Source organism: Burkholderia sp. Se-20373, from assembly GCF_017104705.1.
GTDB lineage: Bacteria > Pseudomonadota > Gammaproteobacteria > Burkholderiales > Burkholderiaceae > Burkholderia.
Genome location: NZ_JAAGPH010000107.1, coordinates 1 through 13,509, shown reverse-complemented (window position 1 = coordinate 13,509; position 13,509 = coordinate 1). Strand labels below are relative to the sequence as shown.

9 protein-coding genes and 1 pseudogene are annotated in these 13,509 nt (G+C 65.1%); 6 read left to right on the top strand and 4 right to left on the bottom strand.

What is annotated here, in order from left to right; all coding sequences use genetic code 11:
- The first annotated feature begins 25 nt into the window (after positions 1 to 25).
- On the top strand, positions 26 to 2,068 hold the full coding sequence (locus G3N96_RS27615) for a sensor histidine kinase (RefSeq protein WP_206139162.1): 2,043 nt from the start codon (positions 26 to 28) through the stop codon (positions 2,066 to 2,068).
- Here the strand turns inward: G3N96_RS27615 and G3N96_RS27610 are convergent.
- The 3 genes and pseudogenes from G3N96_RS27610 to G3N96_RS39380 all read right to left on the bottom strand — a co-directional run.
- Positions 2,035 to 2,694: a response regulator transcription factor gene (locus G3N96_RS27610; protein ID WP_206139161.1), complete on the bottom strand. Its 660-nt coding sequence runs from the start codon at positions 2,692 to 2,694 to the stop codon at positions 2,035 to 2,037. The two genes, G3N96_RS27615 and G3N96_RS27610, sit on opposite strands and share 34 nt — an antisense overlap.
- 294 nt (positions 2,695 to 2,988) lie before the next feature.
- Positions 2,989 to 4,923 carry a S53 family peptidase gene (locus tag G3N96_RS27605; RefSeq protein WP_206139160.1) on the bottom strand — a complete coding sequence of 645 codons (1,935 nt, stop codon included), beginning with the start codon at positions 4,921 to 4,923 and terminating at the stop codon, positions 2,989 to 2,991.
- A gap of 1,002 nt (positions 4,924 to 5,925) precedes the next feature.
- Positions 5,926 to 6,072 (bottom strand): annotated as a pseudogene (locus G3N96_RS39380) (alpha/beta hydrolase); the annotation flags it as partial.
- 372 nt (positions 6,073 to 6,444) lie between these two features.
- Between G3N96_RS39380 and G3N96_RS27600 the strand changes: the two are divergent.
- The 5 genes from G3N96_RS27600 (at position 6,445) to G3N96_RS27580 (ending at position 12,601) form a co-directional block, all read left to right on the top strand.
- A complete protein-coding gene (locus G3N96_RS27600) occupies positions 6,445 to 6,657 on the top strand; it encodes a hypothetical protein (protein ID WP_124576907.1) in 213 nt (70 codons plus the stop codon).
- Between the two features lie 51 nt (positions 6,658 to 6,708).
- On the top strand, positions 6,709 to 7,629 hold the full coding sequence (locus tag G3N96_RS27595; protein WP_124576905.1) for a DUF692 family multinuclear iron-containing protein: 921 nt from the start codon (positions 6,709 to 6,711) through the stop codon (positions 7,627 to 7,629).
- A 2-nt stretch (positions 7,630 to 7,631) separates the two neighbouring features.
- Entirely contained in the window at positions 7,632 to 8,336 is a 705-nt protein-coding gene (locus G3N96_RS27590; RefSeq protein WP_346778913.1) for a methyltransferase domain-containing protein, read from the top strand.
- A gap of 93 nt (positions 8,337 to 8,429) precedes the next feature.
- Positions 8,430 to 11,036 (top strand): methyltransferase domain-containing protein, encoded by a 2,607-nt coding sequence (locus tag G3N96_RS27585; protein WP_206139159.1) that lies wholly within the window; start codon positions 8,430 to 8,432, stop codon positions 11,034 to 11,036.
- A complete protein-coding gene (locus G3N96_RS27580) occupies positions 11,033 to 12,601 on the top strand; it encodes a radical SAM protein (protein ID WP_206139158.1) in 1,569 nt (522 codons plus the stop codon). Before G3N96_RS27585 ends, G3N96_RS27580 begins: the two co-directional genes overlap by 4 nt.
- A gap of 26 nt (positions 12,602 to 12,627) precedes the next feature.
- Here the strand turns inward: G3N96_RS27580 and G3N96_RS27575 are convergent, their stop codons facing one another.
- Positions 12,628 to 12,957: a DHCW motif cupin fold protein gene (locus tag G3N96_RS27575; protein WP_089496926.1), complete on the bottom strand. Its 330-nt coding sequence runs from the start codon at positions 12,955 to 12,957 to the stop codon at positions 12,628 to 12,630.
- Positions 12,958 to 13,509 lie beyond the last annotated feature (552 nt).

Sequence of the window (13,509 nt, the reverse complement as noted above, 5' to 3'; positions counted from 1 at the left end):
CGCAGACACGAGTACGAATCGCGTGATGTTCCGGCTCATCTTCCTCATCCTGATTACCTGGGCCTCGGGGGCCTTCGCGGCAACGTCGATTACGCTGCCGGACAGAGGGCAGGTCAGCATCCGCAACGGCTGGGATCTGTTGCGCGACCCGGACAACACGCTCACGATCGAGCGCATGTCGCACCCCGAGGTCGCACGCGCGTTCGTCGGCCAGACGTCGGAGCCCGCGCTCGGCTATGTCAACGGCGCGGCATGGCTGCGCCTGACCGTGACCCGCCCGGCGAGCGCACCGCCGATGTGGCTGCTGGAATTGCGGTCGTCGCTGTTGAACGACGTCACGCTGTACGTGCGTCAGCCGGGCGGCGGATACCAGCGCCACGTCGCAGGGGATCGCAAGCCGGTGGCGCAACGCGACATCGCGTACCGCAACCCCGTGTTTCGTCTGGATCTTCCGGCGGGCCAGCCGGTCACGCTCTATCTCCGAATCCGCAGCACCAGCACCATGAGTTTCTCGATGGCGCTGTGGTCGCCCGACGCGTTCATCTCCGCCACGAGCAAGGAATCCTTGCTGTTCGGCCTGCTGGACGCCGCGCATCTCGTGCTGCTCGTCTCGAGCCTGTGGCTGTTCCGGGTGACGCGCGACGCGTCGTTCGGGCTCTACGGACTGAGCGTCATCGTGAACCTGCTTACCGCGCTCGGCGCCGAGGGCTACCTCTATCAGTACCTGCTGCCCGACTTTCCGGTCGCCAGCAATACGATCTACCTGCTCAGCTGGCTGCTCGGCACGCCCGTCGGCACGCTGTTCACCGCGCACTACCTCGGCCTGTTCGACGGGCGCTGGCGGCGTCCGACGATCGTCTTTTCCGCACTGACGATCGTCGTGGCGCTGGCAGCTGCCCCCCTGATGCTGGTCGTCAATGTCTGGTGGGTGCGCCCGCTCTACCTGTTCTGGCAGATGGCGGTCATCCTCGTCACGATGGGTGTGTCGCTCTGGCTCACGGCCCGCGGATACCGGCATGCGCGGGTGGTCGTGCTCGTGCTGCTGCTGTTGCTCGGCGGCAGTGCACTACGGGTCGCGCGCAACGTCGGCTGGATCCCGCCGGGGCTGCTCGCCGACAATGCCGGATATCTGGGCATGCTCGCGTTCATGCTGATCATGAATTCGGCGATCAGCTCGCGCTACAACGCGATGCGCAACGCGATGGAAGCGGCACAGGCCGACGCATTGCGTGTCGCGCGCCAGGCCGAGCGCGACCTGGAAGCCAAGGTCGCGCTGCGCACCCAGGCGCTTCGGGAGGCGATGGAACAGGTGGAAGCATCGCTCGCCCTGGAAAAGCGCGCGCAGGACGAGCAGCGCCAGCTTCTGGCGACCGTCTCGCATGAACTGCGGACGCCGCTGGCGGTCATCGATGCCACGGCTCAAAATCTTGACCTCGAGGACTCGGGTACCGATCCGCTGACCTCGTCGCGATACCGGAAGATCCTGCGCGCGACACAGCGCTTGACGGTGCTGATCAATGAATCGCTGCACGAAGACGGGTTCGAGCTGCTGCGACGCGGCACCCGCAGCGGCGACACGCGCCTGGCGGCGCTGCTCGACGATGCCGCCACCGCCGCCGAGGCGCTGTCCGACGGCCACCGCCTCGAAATCGACGCGAAAGACCTGCCTGACGCTTTCGTGTGTGACGGCAGCCTCACGCGCCTCGTGCTGCGCACGCTGGCCGACAATGCGGTCAAATACACCCCCGGCGGCACCCGGATCGTGCTGCGCGGCCGGCGTGTGCCGGGCGGCGTGGAGCTGGAAGTCGAGGACGACGGCCCCGGCATTGCGCCGGCGGACCTGCCGTACGTGTTCGATCGCTTCTTCCGCGGCCGCAACGTGGGCCGCAAGCCGGGAACGGGCCTCGGTCTCCCGCTGGCACGCCGCATGGTCGAGATGCAGGGCGGCACATTGAACCTGGTCAGCGAGGCAGGGCATGGCTGCCGGGCGACGGTCTTTTTGCCCGCGAACGCGGACAGGGTGGCTGTTTCCGGTCAGGCGAGCATCAGCGGCGCGGTGAACGTGTAACCGGTGCGATGGACGGTCTTCAGCGGTAGTTCCGAACCCGCCTCGCTTCGCCAGCGCTGCCGCAGACGGCTGACCATCGTCTCCAGCCTGCGCTCGTCGTAGTCGACCCAGTCGAACCCGAAATCCTCGGCGATCTGCCGCCGGCTCACGGCCTTGGACGGATGCCGCGCCAGCAGGGCGAGGAGGGCGATTTCGCTTGCCGACAGTTCGAGCCGGCCGCCAACCGGCGCGGACAGCACGCGCGCCTGACAGTCGAGCCGCCAGTCGTTTGTCACCCGGCGGCCGAGTGCCTGGAGAATGGCGTCGAGTTCGAGCAGTTTCACCGGCTTGACGAGATAGTGATCGGCGCCGCCAATCAGGCCGTCGATTTTGTCCTGGGTCTCTCCGCGCGCAGTCAGCATCACGATGCCGCAGTCGCGATGCCGGGCCCTGAGCCACACGGCCGCATCGAAGCCGCTCCCGTCCGGCAGCATCACGTCGATGATCGCGAACGCGAGATCCGACGCCCGTTCCTGGAACTCCGCGACCGTACCGGCCTGATCGACGGTCCAGCCGCGTTTTTCCAGAAACGCGGCGATTTCTTCGCGCAACTCGACCTCGTCGTCGAGCAACAGCACTTTGGCCATACTGCTACCTTGGATCCGCATTGTGTGGTGGCGGGGTCTTTGCCGATGTCCGTTCCGATCGGTGGCGCCGCCGCGTTGGATCGCGCGATGCAACCGTCGTCGGCCCCGCGTTGGCCTGCGCTTCGCAGGCGCGGGGATTTTAGCCGAACGAGGCGGCTGCGGTCGTGTTTCGTGGCAAAAATCGCGGCGCGGGATGAACGTGAGGCCAGCCCCGGTAAGCCGTGCCATCACGTGAGCCCGACGGTGCAACGAGAGGCGCGGCGAGCGTGCCGCGCCTCCTCGGGCCGTGCCGCGTTACTTGACGGAGCTCGCGCTGACCTTCGCAAAATCCAGGCTGCCGAAGCCGGTGTCGTCGTCCCAGCCGGCCTTTGCGGTGTAGCCGTGGCTACTGTAGCCGTTGTTGCCCGACGTCACGTCGTGGAGTAGCGACGTATGGGTCGGGAGGCCCTGATAGAACGCCGAAGTCGGCAGGCCGAGGCTGTTGTTGTTGGCCGATTCGACACGTGCCCAGCCGCCGACGAAAATCGGCGATGCGAGGCTCGTGCCACCGACGAGCTGGTTCGTCTGTCCGTTGATGACGATGTATGCGCCCGTCGACTGCGCGGCGTCGAACGCCACGTCGGGCAGTACGCGCTTCGTTACCGTGCTGCCAAGCGCTGCGGTCTGCCAGCTTGGTGCGGTCTCGAACGCGCTCACGCCGCCGCCCGTCGCCCAGATCCGCACGGCGTTGTCGACCGGGTTGCCGTTGCTGTCGAGGTCCGCATAGGCGACGCCTTCGTTCCACACGGTTTCGCCGGCCCACGTCGTGGTGCCGGTGGTCGATAGCGTCGTGCCGCCGACGGCGACGACGTACGGCGAGCTCGCGGGCGACGACACGCTGTACTTGGACAGGTTGATCGTCGTCTTGACCGACGTGCCGTTGTACGTGCCGATGTAGCCGGGCGCGCCCTGCGGTGACGTCGACCACTGATAGACGCCCGCGTCGCCTGCCGAGACGGAGAACACCTGCCCTTGCGCGACCGCCTGCTTGAATACCGCGTCGTCGGCCGCGAGCGAGCCGTCCGAGTTGGCGGCGGTTTCGTCGAGGCCGAGCGACACGTTGATGACGGTCGCCTTGTTGTCGGTTACCGCCTTGTTGTAGGCGGCGGTCAGCGTTGCGTCGGTGAGGCCGCTGTCGTTGCTGTCGCCGTTGATGGCCGAGTAGAAGATCAGCTGTTTGACGCCGCCCGACGTGCCGATGATGTCCTGGCTGTCGAGATCCCACTCGCTCGGATCGCCGTCGTCGGCCAGCGTGCCGGAGCCGCCCGCGACCACCGCCGTGTTGACGGTTGCCAGGCCGGCGTTCTGCGTGAAGGTGTTCAGGTCGGCGATGGTCTGGGTCATGTCGCCCCAGGTGACGATGCCCACCGTGGTGTTGGTCGCCGCGGGCAGGCCGCTCGCGTCGTAGATCTTTGCGAAATCGGTCGGCTGGTGGCCGACTTGCGAGCCGGCGGTCGCATTCTTCGAGATCGCATTCGGCTCGACGACGGCCGCCGGCGCGAAACGGTGGAGCAGGCGGTGCGGCACGGCAGCGTTCTGCAGGCCGAGCACCGAATCGACGACCGAGCCGAGCGACGCCGGGATCAGTGCCGCCGAATCGTTCGCGTAGACCGGCTTGCCTCGATAGTTGAAGCGCTTGATGCTCGCCTGGAAGCCACGCTGCACGTTACCGGCATTACCGTCGGCGGCGATCAGTGTGTTGTTGTCCGAGACCGTGATGTTGCTGAAGCCGTTCGCCTTCAGGTGAGCGACTACCGCCGCGACCTGCGCGTCGGTCGGCGAGAAGCGTGCCTTGAATTGGGCCGGCGTGAGGTACTTGTGGTAGCTCGCGCTACCCGGCTGGTTGACGTCGCGAAGGAAGGTGTCGAGCTGGTCCGCGTTGCGGTTCTTCAGGACCACGGTCACGTGCAGCGGCTGGCTCAATTCGAGCGGCGTCACGTGCGTATCGGTGAGCGCCGGCGTGCCGACGCTGTTCAGCGAGTAACCGGGTGCCGCAGCGGACGCGGCCAGTGCCTGCGATGCGGCCGCGGCCGGTGCATTCGGCAGGAGGAACGCGCTGGTGCGCGTCTGGACCCAGTTGGTTGCCGCCTGGGCGGACAGCGGGACCATCGTGGCTGCTACTCCAACTGCAATTGCCGTCAGCGCAAGGCGTTGCAGGCGTTTGCGATTGACGTATTGAGTTCTCTGCATTGTGAGCTCCGAGATTTCGACGAAGAACGGGTACAGCGCGCGGCCCGGATCGCGGGTAGCGAAGGGCGGCCGATGCAACCTGCCGCAAGCCAGAACGATCAGCAGAATTCAAGGCGACATAAGTATTCCTCCCCACCCACCATCAGGATTCGAGGCCGGTCCGGTATCGGGCTCGCGTATCGCGGGCGCGGATTCTGCGCTCGGCCCTCTTGTTTGCCGGGCTGTGCCGCGATCCTGCGAGCGGTGGTCCGACAAATGCTTTGGGTACAGTCCGCGGCTCGCGGATGGAACTGCTTCGATTCGTTCCCTGTTGATTAGGAATGCAATTTATTGGAGTCGAAAAAAGGCGATATCGAGATGCCGTTAGACGACCTGGGTGCCGGCGACTTCGTTGCGACGTATCGTAAGAAACGGTCCAGCCTGAAGCCAAGCTGGATGAGGGTGAATCGAGAATCCTTCCCTGGTGGAAGTAATCGCGGTTTGCGAACCGGATATCGGCCTCGCAATAACGTAATTAAAATGGAAGTTTTTTGTCGGGGTTTTGATTTTTTCGCCGTTCAAGCTCCCGCCGGTATTTATTGCGGGAAAAGATAGCAAGGAAGAAAACAGAGCGTCAAATATTTTTTGATGGAATCTAAAATGTTTAGATCGAGGTTTGGCAGGGTTGCCGAGAAAGGTTTCAAAGCTTGCGGTAGTCGTAAGCGGAACGTAGGGGCGTCGCGCTGAATGTGCGACGCGACATGAACCGGTTCCCTGGTTGAACGTGACGAGCGGGAAGCAACGGGCTCGCTGCGCCGCTGTTCGTTCGAGCGTGGTTCGATACAGCGAGGTGATGGCGAGCAAGGGGCAGGGGTTTGCGCCAATTTAAAAGGATTGCAGAATATTTTTCTCGCTTGAATCGACATGATGACGGGTGGCTGGCGGTTCGATGCGTTCGAGAGCGGCTCGCATCGACATGCCGCTCGCTCGATGTCCCCCGAAGGCCAGGCTGCCTGGCGACGGGAGACCGGAATCGGTATGAGGCACGATCTGGTCGTCGTCGCCTTGCGTCACGAGCACGGGAGTCGTTGTGCCCTTCAGGTCTTCCGTGAAGTGGGGCCGCGAGATTGCGACGAGGCCGTCGTAGTGGGCCTTGGCGCTGCCCGTCAGCCGGATCCTGTGGAATATCGATTGAATACCCCCGTTCGCTCAATCGATTTAATCATTTAAAAATTTTGCCGAATGCGGCGGCGCGAAGCGTGCCCCGTTATTTGGCGCAATGAATTTCGTCTTTGTTTTATTTTGGGAAATTGATCTTAGAATCGTAGCGACAAGAAATTGTGAAACTCGCGGAGCCTTGTCGCACGGGCGATTCCGCCCGGTATTGCGTTTTATTTATGTAAAGACTCCATATCTCGTTGAAATGAATTTTCAAAATATCGATTCCTGGATTTGCGCGAAATAACTGCTATAACGGATTTCAGCTGTCGGTCGGAAGTGGGTGTAATCAAAAGTGTTCAACTACGGGCGAAGGGGTATGAAATGGCAAACGACGACGTGAAGAAGCTGCGTGTGCAATCGGCCGAGGCGGCCGAACTTGCTGCCCAGTGCGCGGCGAATCTGGCGAAATGCGCCGCGGCATACCATGCCGCAGTGGCGCGGGCAGCCTCCGCGAAATGCGCCGCGACCGCCGCCAAATGCGCGGCGAATGCGGCCCACTGCGCGGCCAATGCGGCAAAGTGCGCGGCAAACTGACATGCATCGCACGGGTACGGACTTCATGGCGGACCACCGGAGGAGTTCGCCATGAACGTCCCGACGCTGGGTGTAGGACTTCAGTTCAATCCGTCGCTGATTGGCTGGTTTCCGTTTCTCGAGCAGTCGCTCGATGCGCTGGAAATCCTGTTCGATGGCGTGATGACGCCGCTCGACGGGCCCGGGCTGATGCTGCCGGCGACGGTCGACATGATGTCCGCGGTCGCCGCGCGCTTTCCCCTCGTCGGTCACTCGAACTACGGCGGCGACTTCGGGTTCGATGATCTGGCGAGCACGCCGGCGGTGCGGCGCCACGTGCCCCTCGCCGGGAAATTCAACGTCCCGTGGGTCTCGAACCATTGCTTTTACAGCGACGCATCGTGGTGCGACGTGTGGAGCAGTCCGCTGCAGTTCTCGCATGCCGAGGTCGTCCGGGTCGCCGACCGCGCGCGCGCGTTGCAGGACCTGTACGGCGTTCCGCTCGCGCACGAGAACGCGGCCTACTACCGGACGTGCCCGGGAAGCGAGATGCAGGAGGAGGAGTTCCTCGCCCGCGTCGTCGAGCGGTCGGGCACCTATCTGCACCTCGACCTGCACAACCTGTATGCCAACGGGCAAAACCACGGCGCCAGCGGGTATTCGGTCGCGCGTTTCCTCGACACGATCCCGATGGACCGCGTCATCTGCATCCATATGGCCGGCGGCCGCTGGTTCGACGACCAGTACCACGATCTGCACGACACTCAGGTCGTCGAGCCGGTGTGGGACTTGCTCGACGACGTGCTGTCTCGCGCGCGCCCCGGCGCGGTGATCCTCGAATACGAAGCCGAGGCGCTGCACAGCCGCGAAGAGACCCTCGACATTGCGCGCTCGATCGACGTCGTCCTGGCCGATCTCGAGCGCGGCCGCGCTGCGTGGGACCGCGCCTATGGCCCCGCCAGCCGCAGAACAACACAACGGGAGGCAGCGTGAAAGTGGGCCACGAGATCGACGTCGCGCCGGCGAACTGGACGTTCGGCGGCAACGTCGCAGACACCTTTGTCGACCACGTTCGCCGGTCGGTGCCGTATTACGATGCCGGGCACGACCTGGTTTGCCAGCTCAGCGATTTCTTCTGCCATGGCGACAGCGTCTGCTACGAGATCGGCGTATCCACGGGCCAGCTTCTGCGGAAGCTGGCCGAACATCATGCGTCGAAGCCGGGCATCCGGTGGGTCGGCATCGATCCGGTCGAGTCGATGATCGACAAGGCGCGGCAGCACTGCGTCGAGGTGCCCAACATCGAGCTTGAAACCGGCGACGCGCGGTTGTATGACTTCGAGAAGTCGGACCTGATCGTCTCGTTCTATTGCATGCAGTTCATCCCGCCGAAGGACCGGCAGAGCGTATTCGACCGCATCTACGAGCGCCTGCACTGGGGCGGGGCCTTCATTCTCTTCGAGAAAGTCCGCGCGCCGGACGCGCGGTTCCAGGACATGATCGTGTCGCTTTACAACGACTACAAGCGGCGCGAGGGCTTCTCGGCCGACGAGATCCTCAACAAGACAGCGAGCCTCAAGAGCGTCCTGGAGCCGTTTTCCACGGAAGCCAACCTGGGGCTGCTCAAGCGAGCGGGATTCGTCGACGTCACGACCGTCATGAAGTACCTGTGTTTCGAGGGATTCCTCGCCATCAAGTAGGCCGCTGCGAGCAGACCTTCCGGCAATCGGGATGCCCTGCGAGGGGAGCGCCGTTGCCGCGGGCGAGCACATTCTTAGAACACGGGGGGATGGATGGATGCCAGGCTGGTATGGGACACGTGGCGGCGAATCCTGAGCGACGACGGTCTCGTCGAGATCGTCACGCACGCCGGTCATGCCGATGGCGCGGCACTCGCGCGCCTCGGCGCCGCCGAGCGGGCCGTGGTTGACGACTACGCGTCGACACCGCGCGCAACGAAGACCAATGTCGGCATGTACCGCCGCAGCCTGGTGCGGATCGCTCGCGTCGCGCTCGGTTGCGTGCCGATGAGTCAGCATCTTCTGTTGATGAGCGGGCTCGACGTCGATGAAGTGGGCGCGGCGTTCGCCCGCGTCAACGGCTATGCCGACGACGGCCCGAATTTCTGGCGCCTCGCCGGCGCCGTCGTCGCCTATCTCGCGACGCGTCCCGAATTCAACGCGCCAACGCACCAGGACGTGTTGGCGATCGATCAGGCGCGGGTTGCGCTCGCCCTCCGTCTCGGCCAAGGCACGGTCGATGCATGGCCAACCGCCGTCGCGGCCGGGATTCGCGACACTGCCGGTTCGGATCGCTCGGCCGTGCGTTTCGTCGCGTCGCGAGCCGCCGTCGTTGTCCGGTCGCGGCACGATCTCACGCGGTGGATCGAAAACCCGCATGGCTTCGATCCCGACGAAGCCCTGAACGCGTCGCCGCGGCATTGGCTGATCTATTTCCCGGATGCGGACAGCACGCCGGCTTATGCGGAGTTGTCCGAGCGATCGGCCCGCATCTTCGAGCTGCTGGCCACACCGCATTCAGCCGCCGACGTGGCACGGGTACTGGGCAGCCTGTCCGAAGCCGAGGCGCTCAAGGTGGTCGACCGGCTCACGGAACTCGGCGTGGTCGTCGGCGAGAAAGCCGGCGGGTGCGTCGAGCGGGGCGCCTTTCAGGACGAGTCGCTGAGCAGCGATGCGTTCGTCATGCTCGATCCGGCGGTCGAGATACTGGACGTGGAGATCGACGGGCACTCGTTTCTGTGCCAGGGCCACTTCGCCGTCGGCATGGCCGTGCCGCCCGGCGAAGGACTGTCCGACTTCGTTGGCGAACTCGCGGGCAAGCCAGTCCGGGTTGGCGCGCTGCGCAAGGGCTTCGACGATCAGCATCTGATCGACACGATGCTCGCCGCGCTGCGCCAGCATGGCTTCCTCCACGTGACGTCGCAGGACGCCCCGTCGGCCGACGCGTTGGCGCAGTTGCGCCGCTCCGCCGCGGAGCGCCGCCGGGCGAGGCTTTGCCACACCCTCGACGTGCGTCTCGACGCCACATCGGCCGACGCCATTCGTGCCCGTGCCGAGACTGAATCGACCGCGCCGCAACTGCACTTGCGCTGTGCGCACATCGGCGATCACGCACCGACCTTCGCCGAACTTGCGCGCCTGCGCCAGGCAGGCCAGTTGCGTCTGCATGACACCGTGGTGCAGACGACCGATCCGCGTTGCGACGCCGAGGTCGTGCGGTCGCTGCGCCGCCTCGGCGCCGGCGTGATCGTCGACGATGTGCGGTGGCCGGCACCGGAGCGGCCCATCGCGGGCGTCGATGTGTTGACGCGAGCGGGCATTGCCGTGCATGCACGGATAACGCCGGACCGTTCCTTCCTCGACCCGGAAACGCGCGCTCGCGCGCTGGCCTGGGCCGAAAGGGCGGGGTTCTCCGGCTGGTGCCTCGTGCTCGATGCCGACGCGCTCTGGCCGGCAGGCGAGGCGAGCGAGGCCGATTTCCTCGGTGTCTTCCAAGCCGTGAGTGCGTGGGAGGAGATCCTGGGCGATGTCTCCATCGTCAGCCTGCCGAGTGACGAGGTCTTGCTCGGCAATGCGTCGTCGCCCGGTCCGGAAGGGCTGTCCGACATCGCCGCACGGTTCCGTCTCGCCTATTTGCGCTGGCGTTTGCCGCTGCTGAAGTCATTCGAAGGCGACAACACGTTCAGCCAGACACCCGAGGCCGAGGAAAAGCTCGTTCGCCTTCGGGAAGACCTGCTTCCCAACCATCCCGAGCTGCTTCACCTGGTGCCGGGCAGCGTGGTCGTCGACGTGTGCGGCGGCAACGGCCGCGTTGCGCGCCGTCTCTCGCCGCTGGTCGGCGCCGACGGCCTCGTCGTATCGATCGAGATGCTGCGTTGCGTGACCGATCGCGCGCGCCGCTTTGCCTGCGAGCAGGGGTACCTGAACGTGCAGTTTCGCGCCGGCCTGGCGCAGCGCATCCCGTTTCCCGCCGGGGCGGCCGATGCGGCCGTCAACGAGTGGACGGGCGCGATCTGGCAGCTGGGGCTCGGTCCGGCGATGGTGGCCGAGATGGCCCGCGTCGTCCGCGTCGGCGGTCGAATCGCCGTCACGCATCGGCTGGTGCGGCTCCCGCTCGATCGGCTCGGGCAGCCGTGGGTGCAGTTCGACAACATCTACGCGTTGATGCGCGAGGCCTTCGATCGCCCGGACCTCGCGGTCGTCACCGAGCGCGTGTGGGGACAAACGGTGTCGACGTTGGCCGGCGAAAAAGCCAGTGCATGGCGCAAGCACTACGTGCCGCGCATCGTCAATCCGTTCGACGTGACCTACACCGAGGACAAGGATCCGGGCCCGCACGCCGACGTGTGCCTCACCCTCATCGCGGAGCGTGTTCAATGACGACCGATGCACCGGCCCCAGGGATCGAGGCACGATCGCAGGCCGCCGCCTTCGACGACGCGCGCACGTCGCTGGACCGGCTCGGCATCCCCGACGCGCTGCCGGCGCTGCACGCCGCGGGGCTGGGCATTCGACGCAGCGTGCTGGGCGGCTCCCATTCGGTGGCGGTCTATCCGCCGATCGACTCGTTGACGCCGGTCGAATCGCGCTCGGTCCTGCGCGCCATAGGCTTCGGCGGCGATATCAGTCTCTACGTGCACATTCCTTTCTGCGAGACGCGCTGCACCTTTTGCCATTACACGGTGCAGCACTATGCGGGCAAAGGCAAGGCATCGCAGACCAGCGAGGACGACGTGGCGCGCTATCTCGACGCGCTCCGGCGCGAACTGGCGCTCTGGGGCGCCAGGATCGCGCAATCGGGCACTGCGCTGTCGTCGATCTATATCGGCGGCGGCACGCCGCTGGTGCTCGACGAGGCGTCGCTGGGCGACCTGATTCGCACGATCGGCGCATGCTTCGACATCCTGCCCGGCGCGGAGGTGTGCATCGAGGGCAGCCCGCTCACCATCACGGCGCCCGGCGGCGAGGACAAGCTGCATTTCCTGAAGGAGCAGGGTTTCACGCGCCTGAGCTTCGGGGTGCAGTCCTTCGACGACGCCGTCCTGAAATACGCGGGGCGCGGCTACAAGCGCGACGTGCCGATTCGCGCCGCGCAAATCGCGGGCGCGATCTTCGACAACTGGAATCTCGATCTCATCCAGGGGCTTTACAAGGGGTCGCCGGCGGAAGTCTGGCGGAACCTCCAGACGATCGCGGATCTGCAGCCCGCGCATCTGACCTGGTATCACGGCCGCTTCGCCGACCGGCCCCAGGGCGACTGGTATCAGTCGGACGACCGGCACGGCGAATTCGAGGACGAACTCGCGACGCTGCTCGGGCGCATGCTGATCTGGCGCGGGATGGAGGCGCTCGGCTATCACCAGTGCGACGGCAACCGCTTCGTGCGCGCGCACCACTATATCGATCCGTTCAAGAAGGTCCGCACGTCGGCGTCGCGCGATCTGCTTGGCGTTGGGGTGGCGTCGTATTCGCACGTCGGTGCAAGTTCGGCGGGGTCCGGCTGTCGAGGCTATACGTTCCGCAACGACACGCAGGTTCGCGCGTACGCCGACCGCGCGCTGCGCGGCGACCTCCCGATCGCCACGGGCCGCGCGATCGACGACGAGGAGTGGCTGGCGATGTCCTACGCCACCGGGTTGCGTAGCGGCCGCGTCGAGGATCCCGCCTTGCACGCGATCGCCGTCGGCCAGCCGCAGCTCTCGGCGCGCTATCGGGCGCTGACGTGCAGGCTGGCCGGGCTGGGCATCCTCGAGCCGTATGCCGACTGCGAGGGCAGGGAAGGGTTGCGGTTGACCCCGCTCGGCCGGCTGTTCGAGGACGAGACGCTCGCGCTGTTCTTCAGCCCGGCCGTCAAGCGGATCTTGACGGCGCCCCCGAAACCTGCGGTTTCGCTCGTGCGGATGCCAGCCAAAACCGCTGCGGTCCCGTCGATGACGCGCGCCTGATCTGCGCGTGGAGCCGACGGTGCGCGTCAATCGACGATGAACAGCTTGGCGCCGACGTCGGTGGACGAACGGTGGGGTTCCGTGTCGTCGGCAACCTGATAGCTCATGCCGGGCAGCAGCGTGAACGATCGGCCATCCTTCAGCTCGGTGTGCAGTTCTCCTTCGAGACACAAGAGGATGTGCCCCTTCGAACACCAATGGTCGGCAAGGTAGCCCGGCGTGTACTCGACCATGCGGACACGAATCGTCCCGAAGGTTTGCGTGCGCCAGTAGGCCGCGCCGCGTTCGCCCGGATATTCGACGCGATCGACCTGCGACCAGTTCGTGGTGCCGAACGGAATGGCAGACATTTTCACGGTGACGACTCCAATGGCGCGCTCCATGCCCGAGCGTCCGACCAACTTTGTTGCGCTGACGGGCCGAGGCACGCGGGTGGGACTGCCGGGACGCGTGCGCAAATCGATGCGCGTCGCGAGATCCTTCGCGGTCAGGATACAACCATCGCCGGTGCGTCGTGAAACGGTGACGTCATAGCGGGGACACCGGCCCGGCGAACTCGGCCGGATCGCGATTGCATCCTGCTGCCGCATGACCAGATGCTGCTCGATCACGACTTCCACGACCTTCAGACGATCCAGCTCCCGCATGCTCATGGTGATCAGTCCAGGTTGGCCCACGATGCGCTCCGGCAGTTCAAACCGCCGCCAGCATGCGCCGAATCCCTCGGACTACGACATTTCAACTTTGCCCAGATGCGACACGTCTACTTAGCTCGCGATTTTGTCATACCCGGATTCAGATGTCGTAGCACCAGCTAAATACAGATGTCGCATGTTTCATCGGTTTTCCGTCCTTCAGCGTTGAAGCGCCGAGCTTGAAGCAGCAGGGCGCTTACGTTCAGCCGCGGG